The organism is Granulibacter bethesdensis CGDNIH1 (assembly GCF_000014285.2).
GTDB classification, from domain to species: Bacteria; Pseudomonadota; Alphaproteobacteria; order Acetobacterales; family Acetobacteraceae; genus Granulibacter; species Granulibacter bethesdensis.
Genome location: NC_008343.2, coordinates 1293088 through 1315119, shown reverse-complemented (window position 1 = coordinate 1315119; position 22032 = coordinate 1293088). Strand labels below are relative to the sequence as shown.

The following is a 22032-nucleotide window of genomic DNA, read 5'->3' as shown; positions in this document are numbered from 1 at the left end:
CGGAGGGAAAGCAGCCAGTTCGGGAGGTTAATAGCTGAAAAAGCTGGTTAGATGATCACTACCGTGATCTCTACCCCCATGATGACTGCTGAGCGCCTGCAGGTTTACTAGACGAACAGGCTCAGGACTCGCTGCGGATACAGTATGTGATTATGGCTGCGATGCAGCTCATAGCGAGGTGCAATGCTTTGCCAGTCCTTGTGATCCGAACATGTTTGTATGCATTGGCAATGCTGATAACGCGTCCAGCCTGCCGCAGATTCATCAGATCCAATATGGATAAGCCCCTTTTTACAAAGGCCTATCCCTGGTGTCGTTTTACAGGATGGCAACCAGCGTCAGGCAGACGTCAAATCATTCCCACTCGATTGTTCTAAACCAGTTTATATCATTGATATATATTGATTTTTTATTTCGCTCGCCGCCGAAAGCCGAGCCGTAGGCCGTCAAAAAGTTACGCTCTTGATTTTAAACGGAAATTACCCTGAAATTTTTTTGCGTGGTTTCGGCATCTATCGGTGCCGATCGAGCCTTTCGGGGGAGCTGCAAGCCACACGGGGCTCTGCTCAATACCCGCAGAAAGTACCGCCATGCCTATAGCAGAGTCTTCTCTCAGGCGCGAGCTAGACGCTCCTGCAAAGCCGGCCGCTTCAACGAGGTCTATCTAGGCGGAACTCCTCCTCCGGAACATCCACATGCCATGCCGACTGAGGATGAGCGATACAGTCATGGTCATAGTGGTCGAGACAGCAGTAGATTTCGCTGACCGGGATAGAGGTGACGTAAACTGCCCGATTGGTGAGATCGTAATAAGCCGCATGATGGGCGGCATACCAGATCGCCTTGTCGAGAGAGGTGGTCCACGACATTCCCAATGTGTGCTCAGGCCCTGCACACCCTCGAAAAAGCGTTGCGCGGTCTCCAGCAATCTGTGTCAGCGGTTTGAGCCTGCGCAACCGCTCCCGATCGCAAGCGTCGAAGATCGCCTTGATTGTCTCGATCCCATAAACGCTGAAGTTGGACGAGTGAACGTAGCAATCGAGCCACGCCGCCTCCAACGCTTGTAGCTGGGCCAGCCCACGATAATTGCGTACGATGAAACCGAGCGCTTCCGAAGGAATGTAGCCATAGAAGTTGTCGCCACTCTGGATCGCGACACGCACCTGCTGGGAGTCAGCCGCACTGACGCCGTCAAAGTCGAGCAGATCCAAAGCGCTCATGCCGGCACGCCACCAGGATCTGCTGGCAGGGCCACAATGTTGTCAGCTCCAAACCAAGCCGTGAGTCGCGCCATCGCATTTGCACTGAGCACTTGCGTAAACAGGAGGGCCAGACGGACCTTAGGCCGAGAGCATGCAACGTAGAAGAGATTACGGTTGTTCTCAAAGAAATCGGTTTTGTCAGCGGGTGGCCCAGGCTCGATCCATTCGAGCATCTGGCCGAAATTATATTTGTTCCATCCGCGGCCAACGATCACCAGGACGTTCTCAAATTCCGCGCCCTTGACGCCATGCTTGGTGGCGAAGGGGGTATACCCGTCGATGAAGCGGTCAAGGGCGATCAGTTCGACATATGGGACCGCACGCAGCTTTCGAAGCTGGGTCACGCGTCGGGACTCTCCTTCCACCGCGTCGGGGCCAACATCGGCCAGTCGCTTCTCCGCATCTTCCACTTGCCCAGGAAGACGCATGTGCGGCTGCGCTGCAATGAAATCGACAACCTCGCCGATCGTCCCCGACGTGCGTAGCGCGATCAACGTGGTCATGGCATCCGTCCAAGCAACCTTGTCCGCATGCTTACGGATTTTAGGCGTCCCAGTACCGAAGCATTCGAACATTTCGCCGTAACGCTTCGCCGTGAAGGCGGCGCAAGCGGGCTCCAACTGGTCGGCCAGAAACTTGATGTGTGGATCGTCCTTTTTCAGCCAAGGATCGTTGAACTGGCCATAGATCGGCGGGATGCTCGAATAGCCCTGCTCGCGTGCGAGAACGCTATGGCTGAGCATGAGAATCTTGGTTTTTCCGACCGCGAGGTCCCAGCCCTCGGCCGCGAGCCTATGCTTGATATGCGCAAAATATGCCTTCGCCGCCTCGGGGCTTGTATCGCCCGTCCAGTGGCCACCACCTTGTCCGGTCCTCCTGACGCCCGGCCAAAGGTTGGTGTGAAACACGCGCGCCTCACCCGGCAAGGTGGGATCTCGCACCATTTGCGGCAAAGCTGGCCGCATCCGATTGAGAACTTGGACAATCGGGTCGGTGGATCGGAAATTTGCATTCTTGTCGATCACGTCCAGACTCGCGTGCTCGACCAGACCACAGCCCTCACCATAGATCTTCTGCCAGTGATCGCCGAACAAGCCTAGCTGCGGGCCTTGGCCCGCGTCCAAGAACCGGGCCTTGATCGCATTGACGAAGTCGGCATCGGTGTCCTGGTATTCGTCGATGAGAAGGATGGGATAGCGCGCGGTCAGAACCGCTCGAAATTTCGGATAAGCAAGCGCTTGAATCATCAGCGCGAGAACGTCTTCATGCCGAAGCGTCACCTGATGGTCGCCGACGCTAGGGTATCCCAGCTCGTAGTGGACACGGCGGGTACCAATGCCGCCAACAGGTTCGAGACGCTCTGCCCAGCTTTCAAGTGCGGGGACAAGCGCACGCAGTGTCGATTGGAAGTCCTGCAGGACAGACCAACAAAAGCCGTGGATCGTCTCGGTCCGCACCGCCGGATGGGCCTGGATGCGAGAGATGATCTCGTCCTTGGCAACGTTGGTGTAAGTGATGCAGCCGACTTGCTGGCCGCGACGAAGCAGCTCGGCACCTCGGCGATCGATTAGGCGGCGAAGAGCCTTGTCAAGCGAGTAGGTTTTGCCAGCCCCGGCGCCAGCCTCCAGACGGAAGCTGTGCCCATTGTCGAGACACGCAAACATTCGCTCAAGCGCAACTCGCCCGGCGGCGTCGGCTGGATTTTCTACTTCCTCAGCCATCTGCGCTAACCCCGGTCACGTTCACCGCGACGCCCGCGGCGCCCGCAACGATTTCGACCGCGATGGGGGGATTTGGCTCCGCAGGGGCCGGATTGCCTTCCGCCAGCCAGCGCAGCCCCTCGGCGATATACTTGGGCACATTCCAATCCGTGTGCTCGATCGCGTGACCTAGCGCGAAGGCCGACTTCTTCTGATCACTGGCCAACTCGTAGGCCGCAAGCGCCTTGTCATCGTCGTCGAGGGGGAAACGTGCAGGGTTGGCCAGGATAAAGGAGTCCTCGAAGCTCCGGCCACACGGACCGCCCGGCGCTTCCGGTATCTGAAAAGCAATGCGCCGAATACCGGTGATCTTCTCGGCAGCGGTTTTCCCAAGCAGGGTCTGCGGTGAGACGTCGTTGCCGAACGCGGCTTTCAAGCATCCATTGCTCGTGAACAAACCCTCTGCCACAGGCACGGCGACGCGCTTCCCGCCATCGTTCGGCTTCACCGCGTCGATGTCGGTGATGATGAGGGTGCGCAATTCGAGAAACGACAGGAGATCGAAGAAGCGATGCGCATAAGCGCCGCCGACCTCCATCACGCTAAGATACTGGCTGCCGAGCTTCGGCTGGCCGGCAGCGGCGCTGTCAGTCTTGCGGATCATCGCCGGGAGCAGGATGCGCTCCGCCGTACCCTCGATCAGGACGGCCTTGTCAGCGAAGAACAGATCGCATCGCGTCAGGGTCAAATACTGATGCAGGAATTCGCGATCGGGCTCGGGTGCGCCCCCCATACCCCTGCGCAAATCCTTCACGACTGAACGGCGCATGCCTTCGCCATCTGGAATCGAGAGGAAATAACGCATGGCCTCGAACCGCGCTTCGTTCGCCATATGCGGGGAGTGGGTAGTTACGACGAACTGGACTGGCCAGGGCTTGTTTTCGTTAAGCTGAGCAACAAAGGCGCTGGTGATCTGATCCAGCTGCCGGATGAAAACCTCCTGCATCTGGGGATGCAGGTGGGCTTCCGGTTCTTCGATGAAAATCAAATGCACGCCGGCCGCAGTCGGCTCCGCCTGATATTCGCGGAAGAATCGCAGCAACTGAAGCAGCATGTAGACCAGATTGCGCACGCCGAGCCCATTATAGGTTTCAGGCAAGGTCATGCCGTTTACACCGACGTAGCGAACTTTCGTGTGGTCGTTCAGCAGCTTGTCAACATCGAAGCTGGTCTCGGTGACGAGGCCAGGATCGGAGAGGCCGGGATAACCGAACAGATCGAACGTCGGCAGGAGCGAAGTGAGTTTCGCATTGAAGCCGGCGTGAAGGTCGCCCTGAATTTGCTCAACCGCCGCCTTGAGCTGCTCGGCCGTTGTACGCTTCGCGGGATCGACGGGATCGGTGAGCGCCGACTGAAAGAGCACCTCCACGACCTTACCCAGAACATCCCGTTCGCGGTGCGTGTCATCATCAAGACCGCGCTGCGCGTTGATGAAACCGCCCCGAACCAGCGCTGTGAGGGTTTTCGGCTCCAGGGCTTTTCGATTGGTCGCGTCATTGGGATCGACTGCTTCCAGGGACGCCGTGTAGGCACCTGATATGCGGCTGCCCAGCGCCCGGAAAAGGGTTGCACGGTTGACCGCCACATCCTCGCCCACCGTGAGGTCTGCGAAAAGTGTGGTGGGTGCGGCTGGCCGAGGGCCGTAAGTGAGGATGAGCCTTGTGTCGCTACAGTTCGGATCGAGATCGACGATGCAGTCGCTCAGCGGGCCAAGGTCGGGAGCGTTGACATCATACGTGATGTCAATCGTGACCTTGATGGATGGGAGGAGCGCGACGACATCTGGCTCTGAAGCCTCAGTCCGGAAGGCTTCGAACGCCGTCCAGAAGCACTCATGGCAACCGAGAGAAAAATCCTCCATTCTGAATGAGGGTGCTTTCTCGCCAAGGAGCCGGCGAAACAGCTCTGCAATCGAGGTCTTGCCGCTATTGTTTCGGCCCACGATCAGCGTGGTGCGCTCTTCCAAGCCCACCGCTACGTCTCGCAGAAGGCGGAAATTTTCGATTTCGACCCCTTTGATTCGCATCAGCCTCCCCTTTCTGTCTTTCCCGCTCCGTTGGCTCTCGCGGTGATTTCGGCGCAATGCGCCATGAGTGCATCGAACGATTCGGTTTCCTCAAGAAGGAGCCCGTCATCGATCATTCTTGCGTAATCTTCTGCGAGAGCTTTTGCGCTGTCCCCGGATGGGACGAGTTGCAACCCGCCGCTCACGGCCGCAGCGTAGTCAATCTGAGATCGGTCGGCCGCCTTCTCGGCGAAAAACATTGCCTTGTGGCGGGCCACGGCATCGGCCAGCTCTCGATTTTCAAAAGCAGCGGCTGCAAAACCCGCTTCGTCCAGACGCGCCACATCGTGCCAGTGACGGGCGAAACGATCACCGCGTAACCGCTCCTGAAGGCAAAAGACGTGGATCGCCGTGGCCTTCTCCCAGAACGTCCGCTCGGCATGCATGACTCGCGGCCGCGCAATCGGGAAACCAACACCGTCCACGAGACCAGCCGCGTCGCAGATCACATCGCGATGGCTGGCAGGCTCGCCGGCCGAGCGAGCGCCAAACTCCAGCATCACACTCGGCGCGACATATCCCGACCCGGTGGCGGTTGCTTCATAGTCGATGAACAGCTTCTCATTTTCGACGCGAATTGCGGCCGTCAGCGCTTCCGCAGCCAGCGCATCTGCGATGATCGGCTGCACGGTTCCGGCCACCCACTCAGGCAAGCGCTTGCGAACCTCGCTCGACCAGCGTTTTTCCTCACTGCGGGTCTTCGGCAATGCCTCGCCATCGCTTCCGACCAGGCCGGGCGCTATCGCCCGGATGTCGTAGGTCAGATCGACGTCCTCGGAAAACCTTCGGATGACCTGATAGGCCTTGGACAACGACGTGCCGCCTTTGAAGACCAGATGCTCCCCGAGTGCCGAGCCGTAAAGCGTGGAGAGCGCCCAGACTACCCAGACATCCTTTTCCAGGAGGTGGGCTGGCCGCCCGGATCTATCGGCCGCAACAGCCAACGCCTCACGGCGATCGTCGACCAGGAGGTGGAGGAAAGGATCAGCCATAGGCGGCCTTGCCCACGCTGCGCGCCAGCCAGGTTGGAAACTGCGGCGCGATCGCGACCAGCTCGCTAAAAACGCTCGGCGGAAGTTTCCGCTTCAACGTTTGCAGAGCAGATTCTGCGTTCTCCGGCCCAAGCCAAGCCAGCGCCCGCACCGCCTCGCCAGCTGGCTTATGCGCCATGGCGAGCTGCCAGCGCGGCGCGTGGCGAAGCTCGACCACTTGCTTACCGAATGTCATCTTCCGGGTTCGGCCCGAGGTCAAATAAACTGACCGGACCGGCACCTGAGTTGTCAGTCCAAGCGTATTGGCGGCAGCGGCGCCGCTCGAAACGATGGTCTCTCCCCGCTGGCTGGCGAGTGCCTCGACGGCCTGCTCCACAGAGGGAGCCCGCGTGCCAAACCTGCTTGTGACCGGGAGGAGATAAACGCCTCGACCTGCCCGGATCAATTGCCCCCTCTCGGCCATCCGCGACAGAGACTGGTCCACCGCGGCGCGATTACCGAGATGGAGCAGGCTTTTAGCGGCGACTGGGGCGCCTTCGGGCAGCCCCTTCGCATACGAAAGAATCTGTTCGGTCAAGCGTTCCATGGCCATTCTCCTGTCAGAAATATGCACAGTTTTCTGACATTTTTCAAGAGCGACAGCTCACGATGGACTTACTGATTGAAAAAGCTAAGTTTTCCGGTTTGGAGCCGAGATTTCGGCTACTTGAAGAAAGGCGCGGCGATCTCCAGGATTCGCTCACGTTCGACGCGGCGCTCATTCAACATCGCTTCCGCCAGTGCTACGACGAGATCCATCGGGAGCATTTTGGCAAGCCCCTGACCGGTATCCATGAAAGTTCGATCGTCAGCTGCCGGCCACATCTTGTCCGGGCCTTCGCGATTTTGGCCGAAGAATTGGACCTTATCGTGCGCCGCGTTGTTGCCAATGGCCAATTGGATGAAGGCTTTCTGATCGATTGCTACGCCGGTGGCATCCGTTAGCCGTCCAGCCATGTACATTGCTGTCGAAAGAATGGAAGGAGCCGGGTTCAGAGCCGTACCTGCGTTCAACCCCTATTGGGATCGCTCAGGCCGCACCTTTGAAGATCCCGATGGCTATAGGGTTGTGATCCAGCGGGCTGACTGGAATGCCTGACGGAGCAATGGGCTCTGCGTGGCTCCCTTTGTTTCCGGCAAATGAATGAGGAAGGCACAATGACTACAATTAGACGCTCCCGTCCTGACGAGGGCGATCGCGCAGTGGAAATCTGGCGCGGTGCGGTCGACGCCACCCATAACTTTCTCTCGGGTGAGGATCGCCTTTCCATCGAAGAGATGGTGGGTGGCTTTCTGCCCCAAGCGCCGCTTTGGTTTGCCGTGGACGCTGCCGACTATCCGCTGGCTTTCATGCTAATCGACAAGGGCCACATGGAGGCGCTGTTCGTCGATCCCGCATATCGAGGAACTGGAATTGGTGCCGCACTGGTACGCCACGCCCTTACACTTCATCCTAAGCTGACAACCGACGTCAATGAGCAGAACAGTCAGGCGGTCGGCTTCTATGAAAAAATGGGCTTCAAGCACATCGGTCGTTCTCCGCTCGACGGGCAAGGAAAAACTTATCCGCTCATCCACCTGAAGTACGGTGAATGACTGACATTTTTTTATTTCATAACCTGAAGTTCTTTGAAGTCACGTCCTGGCGGGCCACTAACGCGCGGCGCGAACCAAGTGGTGGACTGCAATCCACGTGGACATACTGAATAATGCACGTAAACGCCCACAATCTTGTCAAAAAACGGTCTAAAAAAGCAGTATCGGTCCCGATGATTAACCTGACGCACGGGGTCGCGACAGATAGCAACTTGAGGATATGGCGGAAGCAAAGGCAAAATGACTCGGATGTTCACGCGACGGACTACATTTTTGACCCCACTCATTGCATTGCCTTGGTTGTTAGGGCATGGCGCGCGCGCAGATAACGGCCGAAGCATCGTCGAAGACCGGCTCCGGGAACTCGAAATCCGTAGTGGTGGTCATCTTGGCGTGGCGGTCCTGGACACCGCGACCGGTCAGGTAATTGGGAACCGTCTCGATGAACGCTTCGCTCTGTGCAGCACGTTCAAGGCTCTGGCTATCGCGTTCACGCTCGCACGCGTTGATCGCGGAGAAGAGAAGCTGGATCGAAGAGTCTTCTTCGGCAAAAAGGATCTGGTTATGCCTTTCAAGGCGACTAAACCGCACCTTGCTGACGGCATGACAGTTGAGCAACTCTGCGAAGCGGCAGCAATTGTCAGCGACAGCACCGCGGCAAATCTACTGATGGCCAGCTTCGGCGGACCTTCTGCATTGACCGCCTATCTGCGCTCAATAGGTGATCAAACGACCCGTATCGACAAGACCGAACTGGCTCTCAATATCGTCAAGTCCGGAGAGACGCACGACACGACTTCGCCGCGCGCGATGGTGGGCACACTGCAACGCATCGTGCTCGGCTCCGCTCTGTCGCCGACGTCGCGGGCGCACCTGACCGAGTGGATGATGGCGTCCAGGGATGCGGCCGCACAACGCCTGCGGGCTGGTTTACCGGCTGGGTGGCGGATCGCGAACAAACCCGGGACCTGGGAAGGAATATCGACCAACGATATCGGCGTGCTCTTCCCGCCCAATCGTCCTCCGATCGTCGTCGCGGCCTATCTGGGCGAGGCACGTGGCTCAGTGGCGGAGCAGGAAGCCGTTTTGGTCGACGTAGCACGCATCGTTACGAGAAACGTATAATCGAACGACTTGCCAGCGGCAGCGAAACGTCCACTGTCGATCGAGCAAGCCGTCACCTCAGCCGGTGCGGGGCGGAGTCTCCACTTCCGAAAGCAGCCAGCCTGTATCAGGCCGTCACTCAACTGGGCCTGCTCTGGGAGGCAGGCTGAAGGTCGTGGAAATCGAATGAGCTTCGAGCCAGGATGCCACCAGACGACCTTTCACTGCTTCCATCTCGACATAGAAGCGCAACGCCAATTCTACATGCATGTTGCGCATGAGGAACAAGGCTACCGCTTGCAAGAGGCAGATATCCTTCCCAGAGACCAACCGGCATCCGCTACGGCGCCCCTCGGCGTGCGCCGCACGAGATCCAAGGGGCGCGCCGGCGCTCATAGAGACCCGATCGTCCCCTTCAGAAGGCGTTCAAGCGTAGTTGCGAAGTACGGAGGTGCCTCCTCCATTGGGTAGTGGCCACAATTAACAATGGTTTCCACGGTCAGATCGTCAAACCATTGTCGAAATAGAGGCGCGACGGTCGCCTCATCCAAACCTGGATCATGGTCCCCTAGGATAAGGTTGACTTTTGTAGTCGAACCCAGAAGCCGTTGGGAGAAGTCCGTTCGGAACAACCCGAAATACTGCATCTTCACCTCGGGCGAGGAGGCAAGGCGGCTCCGAATCCGTTTCGCTTCCGTCCACCCCTTCGATAACTGGCCCGACAAATAACCAATCAACCTGCGAAATGCGTCGTCGTCCCGGGCAGTAGAAGCGAAAAACGCTAGAGCGTCGTCACTGGCCAGTGAACCGCTGGCTGGGATTGGACAGACAGCAGTCAGGCTGTCGATGCGGTTTGGTACCAATACCGCAAGGTATTGCGCAATCATCGCGGACAGGGAATGCCCTACGATATGGAATCGCGGCCAATCGAGTTCATCGGCCAAGGCGATAATAGCCGATGCAGTCTGTTGAATGCTGGCTGGACCGGCGTGACCGCGAGACAATCCGTAGCCTGGAAGATCAGCGAAGGCGTAATGAAACGTATTGCCGTCGAGGTACGGCAAGATGGGGGTATATAAGGTGTGGTCTCCATGCCAGTCATGCAGCATGATGACCTTCTGTTGACCATTGCCAACTGTTTTGCGGCCGATGATCGTAGAGCTTGTATCGTCTTTCATGTAGATCTCCTTTGGCGTTGCGCCAAAAAGATCTCGGCCGCCTTTCCGGCGGCGCTGATACGCAGCTTGCTTCTCACCTCGGCGTTTTGAAGTCAACCCCTGCCGATCTAAGCGCTTTTACAGCGACCAACGATATCGGCTCACTCTTCCCATCTAGGCCGCGTGGACATATTCCGACCTGTACGAGCGTCCGCTTTCGAGGGTCGCTGAGAACGAGCGAAAAGTCAGGAAATTGGGGGGGCTGACTGGCACCGTGAGGCCGTCCCATTAAAAGTTCCCCATCAAAAAACTGATACGCACTCCCCTGAGAGTCGGATTCGAAATTATTCGGTGCAATATCATAGTTTTGCGATGCGCCGGGCGAGCAGCTAGACGGAGGCAATGAACAGCCAAGCGGTGGCGGAAGCGATGGTGCTTTCAAAGTCTTTGGCGAGACGGCGATTGTGGTTGAGCCATGCGAGTGTTCGTTCGACGACCCACCGGCGTGGTAGAACCTCGAAGCGCTTGGCGATGTCGGATCGCTTGACGATCTCGATGGTCCATTTGCTCACGGCGCGCAGTGCATCCTTGAGTTTGTCGCCTGCGTAGCCGCCATCGGCAAATACGTGCCGGAGCCAGGGGAAGTGCTGGACGATGGCAGAGAGCACCAGCGGAGCACCGTCGCGGTCCTGAATATCGGCCCCGTGGACGACGGCATGGACGAGGTAACCCTGGGTATCAGTGAGAATGTGGCGCTTGCGCCCCTTGATCTTCTTACCCGCATCGTAGCCGCGTGGGCCGCCGGATTCCGTGGTTTTCACGCTCTGACTATCGATGACGCCGGCGCTGGGCGAAGCCTCGCGCCCCTGGAGTTCCCGCACGATCATGAGCAGCATGTGGTTGATCGTCAGCAACAAGCCGCTGTCGCGCCACAGATAGAACCAGCGTCGAACGGTGGACACCGGTGGGAAGCACGGCGGCAGCATCCGCCACGGCAGCCCGCCACGGCAGCCCGCCACGAAGCAGATAAAGGATCGCCTCGACGATCCGGCGCATCGGCCATTTACGCGGGCGGCCCACCAGCGAGGGGGTGGGAAGAACGGCTCCAGGACCCGCCACTCCGCATCCGTCAAATCCGTTGGCAAAGCCAGCTCGCTTCGCGCATGCTGCGCGCGAGTGATATCGGTCCACATTGCTGTTCCTTGGAAGTTCTTCGCAAAACTCCAGAATCAGCGACCGCCCCAGCCGTCAAGCTAAGGTGCTGATATCACTTAAGATAATTTCGGATCGGCATTTGAGCCGACCGAACATGGCAGTAGATATGATCGATGGAAGGCACTTATGACGTTCACTATAGAACCCATAGCGTATGTACGAGGCGGGCGGTCCGATCCGATTGACGACGATTGGGGAAGCAGCCGCACCACAATTGAGTTGGACGCAACACAGGTCGGAGCCGATGCGCTGGCGGGGCTGGATGCATTTAGCCACGCTGAGATTATCTTTCTGTTCGACCGTGTGCCCGAAGAGAAGATCGAGCGAGGCGCACGTCATCCAAGAGGCCGTGACGACTGGCCGCTGACAGGTATCCTCGCGCAACGAGGAAAGAACCGTCCCAATCGGCTCGGTGTGACCGTCTGTCGCGTGCTGAGCGTCGAAGAATCCCAGTTGCGCGTCGAGGGGCTAGACGCGATCGATGGAACGCCTGTCATCGACATCAAGCCGGTAATGCGCGAGTTTCTACCTCGCGGCGAGGTTCGACAGCCGGAATGGGTTTCCGAACTGATGGCCGCTTACTGGTAACAGGAATAATATTTCCCGATCGGGTCCGGATAGTCTGCTTCGTTCGCGGTTCCGGAAGGGCGTTATTGGACGAAAGGCTCGGTTTTCTGCCATCCTGCGAGGGCAACGAATTCGTCCACGCGGCCCAGTCGCCCTCAGATCGTCGTCGCGGCCTTTCTCGGCAAGGTACGTGACTCTATGGCGGAACGGAAAGCCACCATCTCAGCCGGCGCGGGGCAGAGCGTGCACTTCCGAAAGCAGCCAATCCGCAAAAGCCTGTATCGGACCGTCACTCAACCGGACCGGCTCTGGGAGGATCAGGCTGAAGGTCTTGGAGATCGACTGACCTTCGGGCCACGGCGCGATCAGACGACCTTCCGCCAATTCCGTCTCGACATAGAGGCGCGGCACCAGCGCGACGCCAAGTCCCGCAAGTGCGGCCCCAATCAGCATGATGTGGAGATCGTAGCATGGGCCGATCGTGGGATTGGTCAGCGTGATTCCGCTTTCCTGAGCATAACGCTGCCAGGCATCCGGGTTCTGGCGACGGTGCAGACGTGGCAGGCGGTCGAGCGACGCCGCGTCTGCGGCTTTGTCGAGAAGGGCCGGATGACAGACGGGCACCAGCGTCTCGTGCAGCAACCGGTGCATTCTCATACCAGTCCACGCGGGATGCTCGAAATGGATCGCGGCATCGAAGCCGCTTCCGGCGAGCACGAATGGTTCCATTCGTTCGGCAAGATGCACAATGATGTTGGGATGGCGCTCCTGAAATCCTCCAAGGCGGGGAATGAGCCATCGCGTGGCGAAAGTCGGGATCGTGGCGATATCGATGCTGGCGCCATCCTTGGGCTGCCCCATCAGATACTGGCTGTCACGCTCCAGCCGGTCGAGAGACTCGCGAACCTGGGCGGCATACCGTTCCCCGCTCGGCAGAAGCCTGACGCGGTTTCCGACGCGTTCGAACAGCGTCACGCCGAGGAAAGCCTCCAGCCGACCGATCTGGCGGCTGATTGCTCCTTCGGTCAATGCCAGCTCGTCGGCTGCGCGTGCAAAACTGCCGTGACGCGCCGATGCCTCGAATGCCATGAGCGCTGAATTGCTGGGAATTTTACGGCGCATCGGAGGTCTCCGCAGGTTTGATCGGCACTTGATCGACCCCAGCTTGATATTAGATCATTGAAGGGTGATGCAATATCGATATCCATTGGATCGGTCGCCTTTTACCATGACAAAGTGTCAATTATAAACGAAGCCGGAAGCGCTGCGCGGCCGGCCGGAGGCGATATGATGATCTATACGGTTGAATGCAGCTTTGCTGATCCGCACAGCGAAGCGGAATGGAACGCGTTTTACAGCCTGGACAAGTTGCCTGCCCTGATTTCGGTCAGTGGCTTTCACACCTCACAGCGTTTCAAAGCGTTGATCGGCGGCTGTCCCGTCTATCTCGCTCTCCATTCGATCGATGGCCTCGATATTCTGACCGGCGAAGAATATAGCCAGAAGGGCGGCGGCAACTTCGCCCGCTGGCAACAACACATCACCGATTGGCACCGGAACCTATACGAGGGCATCGAACGCGCCCCGGCCGTCGACGAAACCGAATATCTTGTGCTGAGCACAACAGGTCCTCAGCCGCTGAGCGAATTGGGCCTGACGCCTTTTGCGATGCGCGCGGTCGCCATGGACAAGTTCCCGGAACATCGTTGGCTCGCGAAAGCGGGTCGCGACATGATCGGAGATATTGGACATCTGCCAGACGATGTTCACGTCTATGCGCCGATGACGCCGCAATTGACGAACGGCGATGACGTCGCCTCCGCAAGCGCGCGGTGAACGCCGATGCCGAATGTCACCCTCTACATCTCGCAAGACAGGATGCCGCCGGAGGAGATGCTCGTGGTGCTCACGGAGCGATGCACAGCGCTCTGCACCGGCATCCTTCGGGCGGCCTTGGAGAATGTGCATATCATTTTTGTCGCCGTTCGGCATGGCCGGGGGCATCCGGCCTTTGTCGAGATCCAATACCGCCTCGAACCGTTCCGGACAGCGGCCGTGATGGACCGGTTCATGAAGGAACTGGACGACGTCATTCAGTGCAGCACCGATCTGACCGCGCGCATTCGCTGCTTCGGCTACGAAGCGTCGAGCATCCAAGCACGCAACTGAACTCACGCCAGAGAAGAACCATGACGATGACCGATTTTCCCAGCCAGACGGTTGGCGACCTGACGCTCACAGCCATCAGTGACGGCTATCTACACGCCAGTTTCGGCCTACTCTCGAATATCGATGCTGACGATGCCTCTCAAATGCAGGAAAATGCGGGGATACAGGATCACACCGCTATCCACATCAACTGCTATCTGGTGCGCGGAGGCGGTCGCACGGTCCTGATCGATGCCGGCGCGGGCGGTTTCAAACAATGGGGCGGCCGGCTGAAGGACAACCTCGCCCAGGCGGGCATCCAGCCTGCTGCTATTGACGCCATCCTGTTGACGCACGCCCATCCAGACCATGTCGGTGGACTGCTCGACCCCACAGGCGAAGCCGCATTCCCGAACGCCGAGCTCATCGTGTCTCAACAGGAAGCCGCGTTCTGGCAGGATGACGGTAATCTGAGCCACGCGCCCGAGCGAGCCCATGGCAACTTCATCTTCGCCCGTCAGGCGTTTGCCGCTTATCGTAGCAGGTTGCGCATGTTCGAGACCGGAGACGTGCTTCCCGGCATGACGGCAGTTCCGCTCCCTGGCCATACGGCAGGACATACCGGCTACCGCCTTGAGTCCGGTGGCCAGAACCTGTTGGTCTGGGGCGACATAGTCCATTTCCCTCAGATCCAGATCCGCCGGCCGGATGTGTCGATCGCGTTCGATCAGGATACACATCTCGCCGCAGCGACGCGATCGAGATTGCTGGATATGGTCAGTTCGGAACGGCTTCTGATCGCCGGGATGCATCTTGGTGAGCTCGGTTTCGCGCGCATCGAGCGAACGGGGGGAAATTACCACGTCGCCTATGAGGAACGAGCACGGCATTCTCCACATGCGTGACCGAAGGTGTTCACGCTCGTTGGGTATTTAGGAACGTGAGACCAACTTCCTACCTAAGTCCTCCAGATCGCCCAGAAACCAGCACGAAGATCCCTGATTTGATTCATACACGAATTCCTTCAGCGCTCTGCTTCGCGCACATGCACTTGAAATGTCGCCGAGGACTGCCAGGCGCAGTTGGTAATTGACGAATTTCTGCACGAGCAGCCCCGCAAATCCCGTTCGCAGCTCGAAGAAATTCTGCGTCAGTCGCGCTGCTGGCAATGCGACCAGATCGGCTCTTTCGCCAAAAGCGGTTCCGATGAGGCCGTTGATGTCAGCCTCTGTAGAAATTTGCGGACCATTCAAGTCAAAGGAGAGTACACGTATATTGCCCAGGATTGTAATGACGTCGCTCATGGAATGCGTCCGATTTGCTTGTCCCGAAGAAAATTTAAGATGGTTTCCCGCTGATTGGGAAGGTGATGAAAGGCGTGTTCCAGATAATGGAGTTGGGCGTTCGGCATAGTGCTCTCCACCCGGCGCCTGGTTTCGTTGGAATTGATGAGAGCATCCCGTCCCCCAATAATGATGAGGACCGGCATCTTCAGGCTGCTGAGATCTGCATCTGAGACAAGCGGAATCCTAATCGACCGTGGGCGGACTTTCGAATGGATGCTGGAGACGAGATCCATCAAAGGTCGCGCCCTGTCGGCGAACGCTTGCGGCTGCGGCCCCATGACCATAGCGCGAACCTTAGCCTTTCCCCAGGACCCGAGCAGCAGAAGCGGCAAGGCTTTTAGGAAGAACGACTTCTGGCGGCCGATTCCTGCAGGACAAAGCAGCGCAAGACGATCGACACGATGTGGACGGCGGACCGCGTAATCCAGTGCAAGCCACCCTCCGAACGAAACGCCGGCAAAGGCGGCGCTTGTCAGCTCCAGCCCGGCAAGCACGTCGTCGAGCCACGCCGCATACCCACCACCCCCCACGGAAGGATGTTGGGCCGAACTCAGTCCCGGCTCCCCGATCACATCGACGGCATAGACACGAAATGACTGCGACCAGAGTTCAGCATCGAACATCCAGATCGCCGAATTGGTCAGCGCTCCATGCAGGAGGACGAGCGGGGGCGCATCCTTGGGGCCACAGGCGACGACAAAAGTGGCGCCCTCTCGTGTATCGACCAAGAGGTGATCGGCAGGGACCGGCCATAGACCAAGAACGGTCCGATACTGATCAACGAGCTTGCTCACTGTCAACATTTCGAGCTTCCTCGACTCAATAGGTTGACGGCCTGTTCTCCGAACGCCATTTTAATTCGGCTGGCGTGCCTGGATGAGGCGGTTTCAGGCCGTTGATCATCCACAAATCGAAGGGTGTGTCATCGACGTGCAATTCCCAGCGATAGCCACGCCCGGCGACATAGGGCTCGAGCACCCCCGAACAGCCGACTAGGAATTGATGCTGCATTTCCGGATCGTCGATCGAGCGCGCGATATGATCGATCGTGACGCGGACAAAATCGTTCGCCACCTCGCCGCCAATGAAAAGGCCGTCTTTCGGGATCGAATGAAAAAAGACGTTCACATAAAAGCGCGGCAAGAAACTCTCGTAGATCGCCGTGATTTTCCCAGCCAGTTCCTGCTTGTCGGATTCGGAAAAGACAGATTCCGGATGATAGATTTGCCACATCGGCATAGTTATTCTCCTCGGATGACGAACGTCAATTCTTGCGGGCGGCTTCAGCGGCGTAGCGTTGCGCCGGTAGCCCGGTTTGCAGCAGCGCCTGCATCAGTTCGGTGCGGGAACCCTCGAACCTGTTCCACGCTTCCGCATCTTGCAAGCTCGGGAAAATCACGGCCTCACCGCGGTCCAGGCCAGCCAGCGCGGTGTCGACGAGCATTTCCGCCGACATGAATAATTCAGGCGGGAAAGGCGGCGGCCTCTCCCCGAAAAATTCCGAATGCACGGGGCCCGGCATGACGACCTGAACGGTCACCCCATGGCTCCCCACTTCGGCCTGAAGGGCCCTCGAAAAATAGAGAACATACGATTTGGATCCGCAGTAAGCGCCAGCACCCGGTGCGGCCATCAGCGCGACGATTGATCCGATGTTGATGATCGTCCCGCTTTTGATGCTGGTGAAGCGGCGGGCGGCCGCCAGCGACAGCCGAGTCAACGCCACAACATTGACCTTGAGCATGGCTTCGACCGCTGCTGGATCGACAAGGGACGCCGGCCCCAACGCACCCGCGCCCGCGACATTGGCGATCAAGCTGAGATCGGGGGCGTCGCGCACGATCTCCTCGACGCGACGAACACCGTCTTCGTTCGCAAGATCAGCGGCGACAATGTCGACGCGCCGCCCACTCATGCCGCGTATCCGATCGGCAACAGCCTCCAGGCGATCGAGCCGGCGAGCCACCAGAATCAAATCGAAACCCCGATTGGCGAGACGGTTGGCATAGACGGCACCGATGCCGGAGGACGCGCCAGTGACGATTGCAGTTCCTTTTTGTGACTTTCCAGTCTCGACCATCAACTACCTCCTAGATAACGGTCGTAACTAACTCTCATAATAAGAGTTAGTCAAGCTCTTATCATCAGAGTTGCAACATGCTATCGCTGACGCATCCGAAACAAGTAGAGGCGAGCGAAAACGATGCGGTCGAAAGGGTTCGAGGGAATGGCTTGCTCGATCGCCGCCGTGATGGGCGCGATCGGGGATCGCTGGGGTATGCTCATCATGCGGGACCTGCTGCTCGGCATTCGCCGTTATGACGACCTGCGCCAATCGAGTGGTGTCACCAACGCCACCCTGTCGGACCGGCTGAAACTGCTGGAGGAAAACGGGCTCGTCGAGCGACGACAGTATCAGACACGGCCCGATCGGTTCGAATATCAGCCGACCGGAAAAGGTCGCGATCTCGGCCTCCTCATGCAGGCAATGGTGCAGATCGGCGACCAGTGGAACCTGTCCAACCTCGAAGGACCGCCCCTCGACTTCATCGACAGGCGAACGGGCCAAGGCGTCAAATTGATTACCGTCAATCGGGAAACGGGCGAGTCAGTCGAGAGGGATCATCTCGGCGTGCGGCCAGGGCGCGGCGCCGACGCGTTAATGACCTGGCGGCTCTCACGGGGATCCGAACGTGCAGAGTCCTCTTCAGTCCGTTCCGGCCAAAGTCAGGGCGCGGACTATCCCGCTGTCCGGGATGACCATTCCTCCGCCAGAAGCCCGTAAATCAGAGAATCCCGAACGCCGATATGCGTCTGCCATTCGGCCCGCAGGCGCCCCTCCAGCGTGAAGCCGAGCCTCGTCAACAGCGCGATCGATGACTGGTTGTCCGGATCGGTATCGGCGAAAATGCGCCGTTGTCCCTCGGCTAATAATTGGTCGATCAGTATGGCGACAGCTTCGCGCGCATACCCATGCCCCTGCGCTTCGCGCGCAAGCAGATAGCCGATCTCGGACACACCTTCGCGTTTCTGGCCTGCCGCCACGAAGCCAACGGCAAGCTCTTCACCTGTCCGTACAACCGCCCATGAGCGCCAGTTCGATTGATCGTCGTTGGCGAAATACTCCCGCAGGTCCTCGACATACTCAAAGGGTGCGCGAGACCACCACCGCATCATGTCTGGATCGGCCATCGTTAAAAATAAGGCGTCAGCGTCGGACGGACGGCGTGGGCGCAGTGTCAGGCGATGTGGCTTTGACGTGTCGCCGATCAAGGTCAGTGCTGCTTGTGGGAATGCCATTCTTACTTCCTTTCCGAATGCGTATGCGGTGCAAGACGGCTAGACTCGATCAGGCTTGGCAGTTCACGCTCGAACAAGGTCGCAAGCGTCCGGATTCGAGATGGGATCGGTCGGGTCGCCGAATAAAGAAGATGAAGGTCAAAGCCGGGCAACCCGAAGTCCGGCAGGATGCGCCTGAGGCGCCCGGCGGCGAGGTCATCGGAGCAAACGGGCTCCTGCAAGACACCAATTGCCCCGCCGTCGAGCAGTATGGCGTGCAACGGCCGCCAGTTGCTCATGGTCATGACGATGTCGACCGGCGCCGACGTCAGTCGCCCATCAGCCGTTTGCAAGGGAAGACGGCCATTGTTGAACAGGCCAGACACGCGCGCGAAGGGGTGGCGGAAAAGCTCTGCCGGCGTCATCGGCGCGCCATAGCGCTCAAGATATCCGGGTGAAGCAACCAGAACGCGGGAAACATGGCCCAGCTTACGTGCCACGAAGTTGCCCTCGCCGGGATCGCCCAGCCGGAGCGAAATATCCACCCCCTCGGTGGTCGGATCGACGATCCGGTCATTGAGTACCAGATCCACCTTGAGTTCGGGATGATGATTGCGGAGATCGAGCAGAATGGAAGGCAACACGACCTCTCCCAATCCGGCGGGGGCCGCGATCCTCAATGTACCGCGTAACGGCATATCTTCCTGCACGCTGGCGAGCGCATCATCCGCAGCTTCAATGGCGATCTTGCACCGTTCGTAGAACACCGCCCCAACATCCGTCACGGAAATCGCGCGCGTGTTCCGCCGTAACAGGCGTGTGCCCAAATCGACCTCGAGTCGCTCGATCCGCTCGCTCACGGCCGGCTGGCCGATACCGAGATCGCGAGCGGCTGCAGACATGCTGCCGCGCTCTACTACCCGCACATAAACCCGCATTGCCGCCAGATAATCCATGATCGATATTTTATCGGGTTATCCGATAAATGAAAGCAGATTGAGCTACCTACCGATCGGGCCATCCATCATGCAAATTGCGCTCTGCAACTTCAACCGATCACGGGATGGCAGGCTCATGAGCAACATCAAGCTTTACATGTTTCAGTCGGGCACTCAGCAATGCAAGGTGCACGATATCAAGATGAACCGGGGCAACGGTGCCGATTACGAAATACCGGTCCCCTGGTTTCTCCTCGTTCATCCCAAGGGCAACGTCGTCATAGACGGCGGCCTGGCGGCCGAGGGACTGGCCGATCCGCGCGGCTACTGGGGCGCCTCCGTCGATTCCTACAAACCCGTCATGGCCGAAAGCCAGGGTTGCGTCGCGCAATTGGCGACGCTCGGGTTAATGCCTGAGGACGTCAGCTTTGTCGTGCTTTCTCATCTTCATTCGGATCACACCGGCGCAATTGGACGCTTTCCCCGCGCAAAAGCACATCGTTCAGCGACGGGAATATGAGTATGCCTTCACGCCCGATTGGTTCGCTGCCGGTGCGTATGCGCGCAAGGACTTCGACCGCCCCGGTCTGAGCTGGCAATTCCTGGAAGGTGAAGCGAGCGACCATTATGACCTATTCGGCGACGGTGTCCTTCAGACGGTTTTCACCCCGGGACATACGCTTGGTCACCAATCCATCCTCGTGACCCTTCCCAACAATGGCTCCATCCTGCTGGCCGCCGACGCGGTGTATACGATGGACCACTGGCACGAGAGGGCACTGCCCGGCTTCCTCGCCTCTGCCGTGGATACCGTGCGCTCGGTGGGAAAATTGCGAATGCTGGCCGAGCAGGTCGGAGCCACTCTTGTCCCAGGCCATGACCCGGAGATGTGGTCGCAGTTTAGGCTCGCGCCGGACTTTTACGACTGAGACGAGGCAGGAGGCCAGGTCGCTCATATCCCGGCTATGCCGCTGTTGTCTCACTATTCTCCGGACCTTCTGTTCCCTTGCCTCAATGGTTCGGAGTTGGGCATCAGGGCGGGAAAGTCGGTGTGTTGCCCCAATAATGCGCTCCTGAATTGCAATGAACGCCGGCCGCGGTACACATCTGTTCAACGAAAGTGGGCGCATATGTGATCAGCGAAGGCTCGCACCCTTGGCACCATGTCCGCTCGATTTGGAAACGTTAGATTGAGCCGCGTCGGGCGGAGCCCTGCGTGCGGGAGGAGCGGTTCGGCGTTGCCGGTCATAACGGCATCCTGGCACAAGCCCTGCGGCAACAGAGCAACGCCAAAGCCGTTCAACATCAGATCCCGGGCCATGGCATGGCTATCAACCTCGATCGCACCGGTAGGCAGGGAAACACCACCAAGCACATGCTTCTCCAAGTAGGCGCGTAAGATTGGTTGCGGGGAGATGAAATCCTCCACCTCGCTGATATTTTCCGGCCGCCCCTTTCGCTTCAGCCACGATGCGCTCGCATAGAAAGCCCATTCGATGTCGAGTAAGCGTCGTTCGATTGCAGTCTGGGCAGGGTTCGCGCCGACTCTGACCGCAATGTCGATGTTGTCCTCGACAAGGTCCATCACGGTATTTGTCCACATGATCTGGAAGCGGACTGCCGTGTGGGCCTGCGTGAAGCTGGTGATTGCGCTCGCCAGCAACGCGGTGGGGAAATCCGCTGGGACGGTCAGCCTGATCAGACCGCCCAGTACGCCATCTCCCGCTTGCAGGTCATCAAGCGCCCGGGCGAGAACATCTACCGGACCCGACGCCTTGTCATAGAGGCGCTGTCCCTCGTCCGTTAGGGCAAAAGAACGGGTCGAGCGCTTGAGCAACCGAACCCCTAACGTTTCTTCGAGCGCCCTGACCTGAAGGCTCACCGTCGAACGCGGCGTGCCCGTGCGCCGGGCCGCTGCGGTAAACCCGCCAGCACGAACCACTTCGACAAAGGTCTGGATCGGATCAAGCTTCATCATTGTCCAGAATAATAGATGATGATGGCAGAACTTGCCAGATAATCGTTCTTGCTCTGATGAGGTACCGTGGGTCCGGATCATAAGGAGACCACATCATGGACATCACCCCTCATCCCGCTGCGCCTGCAAGCGGCGTACTCTCCTCTCACGCAACCGCCCGCTTCTCGGGTATCGATGCCGAAATCCTGCTCGGTGGTAAAGCTGCTCCCATGACCGTCATGGCGATGACGGTCCAACCGGATCAGGGCGCACCGGCGCACATTTCGTTTGAGGAGGATAAGGTCTTCTGCATCAGCGAAGGGCGGTTGCTGTTCCTGATCGGCGTGCAGAAGATTGAGGTAAAGGCGGGAGATCGACTCTTCGTTGCCAAAGGCGTCACCCATGGCTTTTCCGCGATGGGAGGCGTGGCGCGCGTGATGTTGATATCGACACCCGCACGCCATGACCGCTTTTTCCAGGCCATGGATGCTCTGCCGGTTCCGCATGACCTCAACGACGTCCAGTCCGTCTGCGAAACATTTGGCCAGGCCATTGTTGGCCCGGTTGTGACCTCGTAGAGTCTACTGTCAAAGGGAATGGAAGGGTG

Annotated in this window: 28 protein-coding genes; 12 read left to right on the top strand and 16 right to left on the bottom strand. The window is 58.6% G+C overall.

All coding sequences use genetic code 11. From position 1 onward, the window contains the following. Positions 1-650 precede the first annotated feature (650 nt). From GBCGDNIH1_RS18420 to GBCGDNIH1_RS18400, 5 genes are read right to left on the bottom strand one after another with little or no spacing between them, the layout of a single operon-like run. Positions 651-1220 (bottom strand): hypothetical protein, encoded by a 570-nt coding sequence (locus tag GBCGDNIH1_RS18420; protein WP_011631887.1) that lies wholly within the window; start codon positions 1218-1220, stop codon positions 651-653. Next, positions 1217-2983, bottom strand: a complete 1767-nt coding sequence (locus GBCGDNIH1_RS18415) for a UvrD-helicase domain-containing protein (protein WP_011631886.1) — start codon at positions 2981-2983, stop codon at positions 1217-1219. Before GBCGDNIH1_RS18415 ends, GBCGDNIH1_RS18420 begins: the two co-directional genes overlap by 4 nt. Beyond that, on the bottom strand, positions 2976-5048 hold the full coding sequence (locus tag GBCGDNIH1_RS18410; RefSeq protein WP_011631885.1) for an ATP-dependent nuclease: 2073 nt from the start codon (positions 5046-5048) through the stop codon (positions 2976-2978). Before GBCGDNIH1_RS18410 ends, GBCGDNIH1_RS18415 begins: the two co-directional genes overlap by 8 nt. After that, entirely contained in the window at positions 5048-6079 is a 1032-nt protein-coding gene (locus GBCGDNIH1_RS18405) for a nucleotidyl transferase AbiEii/AbiGii toxin family protein (protein WP_011631884.1), read from the bottom strand. The genes GBCGDNIH1_RS18410 and GBCGDNIH1_RS18405 overlap by 1 nt, the downstream gene beginning before the upstream one ends. Next, positions 6072-6665, bottom strand: coding sequence for a DUF6088 family protein (locus GBCGDNIH1_RS18400; RefSeq protein ID WP_025318988.1), 594 nt, complete (start codon positions 6663-6665; stop codon positions 6072-6074). Before GBCGDNIH1_RS18400 ends, GBCGDNIH1_RS18405 begins: the two co-directional genes overlap by 8 nt. Before the next feature lie 62 nt (positions 6666-6727). On the opposite strand from GBCGDNIH1_RS18400, the gene GBCGDNIH1_RS24770 reads away from it, so the two are divergent. From GBCGDNIH1_RS24770 to bla, 4 genes are all read left to right on the top strand, one after another. Then, entirely contained in the window at positions 6728-7063 is a 336-nt protein-coding gene (locus GBCGDNIH1_RS24770) for a hypothetical protein (protein WP_125910998.1), read from the top strand. Positions 7064-7073: 10 nt separating this feature from the next. Beyond that, positions 7074-7217, top strand: coding sequence for a hypothetical protein (locus GBCGDNIH1_RS25125; protein ID WP_011631882.1), 144 nt, complete (start codon positions 7074-7076; stop codon positions 7215-7217). 59 nt (positions 7218-7276) lie between these two features. Further along, positions 7277-7714, top strand: a complete 438-nt coding sequence (locus tag GBCGDNIH1_RS18385; protein ID WP_025318990.1) for an acetyltransferase — start codon at positions 7277-7279, stop codon at positions 7712-7714. A gap of 273 nt (positions 7715-7987) precedes the next feature. Continuing rightward, complete coding sequence (gene bla, locus GBCGDNIH1_RS18380; RefSeq protein WP_232449690.1) at positions 7988-8839, top strand: class A beta-lactamase; 852 nt, start codon at positions 7988-7990, stop codon at positions 8837-8839. A 114-nt stretch (positions 8840-8953) separates the two neighbouring features. Here bla and GBCGDNIH1_RS24765 read toward each other — a convergent pair whose 3' ends face one another. From GBCGDNIH1_RS24765 to GBCGDNIH1_RS18370, 3 genes are all read right to left on the bottom strand, one after another. Then, positions 8954-9121 (bottom strand): hypothetical protein, encoded by a 168-nt coding sequence (locus GBCGDNIH1_RS24765; protein WP_157691994.1) that lies wholly within the window; start codon positions 9119-9121, stop codon positions 8954-8956. A gap of 89 nt (positions 9122-9210) precedes the next feature. After that, a complete protein-coding gene (locus GBCGDNIH1_RS18375; RefSeq protein WP_025318991.1) occupies positions 9211-9996 on the bottom strand; it encodes an alpha/beta fold hydrolase in 786 nt (261 codons plus the stop codon). 368 nt (positions 9997-10364) lie between these two features. Further along, on the bottom strand, positions 10365-11168 hold the full coding sequence (locus GBCGDNIH1_RS18370) for an IS5 family transposase (RefSeq protein ID WP_011631877.1): 804 nt from the start codon (positions 11166-11168) through the stop codon (positions 10365-10367). Between the two features lie 148 nt (positions 11169-11316). Between GBCGDNIH1_RS18370 and GBCGDNIH1_RS18365 the strand changes: the two genes are divergently transcribed. Beyond that, positions 11317-11778: an SAM-dependent methyltransferase gene (locus GBCGDNIH1_RS18365; protein ID WP_011631876.1), complete on the top strand. Its 462-nt coding sequence runs from the start codon at positions 11317-11319 to the stop codon at positions 11776-11778. Positions 11779-11979: 201 nt separating this feature from the next. On the opposite strand, the gene GBCGDNIH1_RS18360 is transcribed toward GBCGDNIH1_RS18365, so the two are convergent. Continuing rightward, the gene (locus GBCGDNIH1_RS18360) at positions 11980-12879 is read right to left on the bottom strand and encodes a LysR substrate-binding domain-containing protein (protein WP_011631875.1); all 900 of its coding nucleotides are present in this window, start codon (positions 12877-12879) and stop codon (positions 11980-11982) included. A 165-nt stretch (positions 12880-13044) separates the two neighbouring features. Between GBCGDNIH1_RS18360 and GBCGDNIH1_RS18355 the strand changes: the two genes are divergently transcribed. From GBCGDNIH1_RS18355 to GBCGDNIH1_RS18345, 3 genes are read left to right on the top strand one after another with little or no spacing between them, the layout of a single operon-like run. Then, positions 13045-13593 (top strand): sugar ABC transporter, encoded by a 549-nt coding sequence (locus GBCGDNIH1_RS18355; RefSeq protein ID WP_232449689.1) that lies wholly within the window; start codon positions 13045-13047, stop codon positions 13591-13593. A gap of 6 nt (positions 13594-13599) precedes the next feature. Continuing rightward, a complete protein-coding gene (locus tag GBCGDNIH1_RS18350; RefSeq protein WP_025318993.1) occupies positions 13600-13926 on the top strand; it encodes a hypothetical protein in 327 nt (108 codons plus the stop codon). Between the two features lie 20 nt (positions 13927-13946). Further along, positions 13947-14810, top strand: a complete 864-nt coding sequence (locus GBCGDNIH1_RS18345) for an MBL fold metallo-hydrolase (RefSeq protein ID WP_025318994.1) — start codon at positions 13947-13949, stop codon at positions 14808-14810. 27 nt (positions 14811-14837) lie between these two features. Here GBCGDNIH1_RS18345 and GBCGDNIH1_RS18340 read toward each other — a convergent pair whose 3' ends face one another. From GBCGDNIH1_RS18340 to GBCGDNIH1_RS18325, 4 genes are read right to left on the bottom strand one after another with little or no spacing between them, the layout of a single operon-like run. After that, positions 14838-15209: a DUF4180 domain-containing protein gene (locus tag GBCGDNIH1_RS18340; RefSeq protein ID WP_011631872.1), complete on the bottom strand. Its 372-nt coding sequence runs from the start codon at positions 15207-15209 to the stop codon at positions 14838-14840. Further along, positions 15206-16054, bottom strand: a complete 849-nt coding sequence (locus GBCGDNIH1_RS18335) for an alpha/beta fold hydrolase (RefSeq protein ID WP_011631871.1) — start codon at positions 16052-16054, stop codon at positions 15206-15208. Before GBCGDNIH1_RS18335 ends, GBCGDNIH1_RS18340 begins: the two co-directional genes overlap by 4 nt. 16 nt (positions 16055-16070) lie before the next feature. Then, positions 16071-16490: a tautomerase family protein gene (locus GBCGDNIH1_RS18330; protein WP_011631870.1), complete on the bottom strand. Its 420-nt coding sequence runs from the start codon at positions 16488-16490 to the stop codon at positions 16071-16073. A gap of 25 nt (positions 16491-16515) precedes the next feature. Continuing rightward, positions 16516-17331, bottom strand: a complete 816-nt coding sequence (locus GBCGDNIH1_RS18325; protein WP_043452791.1) for an SDR family NAD(P)-dependent oxidoreductase — start codon at positions 17329-17331, stop codon at positions 16516-16518. Between the two features lie 147 nt (positions 17332-17478). Between GBCGDNIH1_RS18325 and GBCGDNIH1_RS18320 the strand changes: the two genes are divergently transcribed. Beyond that, on the top strand, positions 17479-18036 hold the full coding sequence (locus GBCGDNIH1_RS18320; RefSeq protein WP_198353691.1) for a winged helix-turn-helix transcriptional regulator: 558 nt from the start codon (positions 17479-17481) through the stop codon (positions 18034-18036). Here the strand turns inward: GBCGDNIH1_RS18320 and GBCGDNIH1_RS18315 are convergent. Together GBCGDNIH1_RS18315 and GBCGDNIH1_RS18310 are read right to left on the bottom strand one after the other, a co-directional pair. Beyond that, complete coding sequence (locus tag GBCGDNIH1_RS18315) at positions 17991-18551, bottom strand: GNAT family N-acetyltransferase (protein ID WP_050748420.1); 561 nt, start codon at positions 18549-18551, stop codon at positions 17991-17993. The two genes, GBCGDNIH1_RS18320 and GBCGDNIH1_RS18315, sit on opposite strands and share 46 nt — an antisense overlap. A gap of 2 nt (positions 18552-18553) precedes the next feature. After that, positions 18554-19486 (bottom strand): LysR family transcriptional regulator, encoded by a 933-nt coding sequence (locus GBCGDNIH1_RS18310; protein WP_011631867.1) that lies wholly within the window; start codon positions 19484-19486, stop codon positions 18554-18556. A 118-nt stretch (positions 19487-19604) separates the two neighbouring features. Here GBCGDNIH1_RS18310 and GBCGDNIH1_RS25025 point away from each other — a divergent pair, with 118 nt between their 5' ends. Beyond that, entirely contained in the window at positions 19605-19988 is a 384-nt protein-coding gene (locus GBCGDNIH1_RS25025) for an MBL fold metallo-hydrolase (RefSeq protein WP_011631866.1), read from the top strand. Further along, positions 19939-20397 (top strand): MBL fold metallo-hydrolase, encoded by a 459-nt coding sequence (locus tag GBCGDNIH1_RS25020; RefSeq protein WP_232449688.1) that lies wholly within the window; start codon positions 19939-19941, stop codon positions 20395-20397. Before GBCGDNIH1_RS25025 ends, GBCGDNIH1_RS25020 begins: the two co-directional genes overlap by 50 nt. Positions 20398-20579: 182 nt before the next feature. Here the strand turns inward: GBCGDNIH1_RS25020 and GBCGDNIH1_RS18300 are convergent, their stop codons facing one another. Then, positions 20580-21527, bottom strand: a complete 948-nt coding sequence (locus tag GBCGDNIH1_RS18300) for a LysR family transcriptional regulator (protein ID WP_011631864.1) — start codon at positions 21525-21527, stop codon at positions 20580-20582. Between the two features lie 14 nt (positions 21528-21541). Here GBCGDNIH1_RS18300 and GBCGDNIH1_RS18295 point away from each other — a divergent pair, with 14 nt between their 5' ends. Beyond that, on the top strand, positions 21542-22003 hold the full coding sequence (locus GBCGDNIH1_RS18295; RefSeq protein ID WP_011631863.1) for a cupin domain-containing protein: 462 nt from the start codon (positions 21542-21544) through the stop codon (positions 22001-22003). Positions 22004-22032 lie beyond the last annotated feature (29 nt).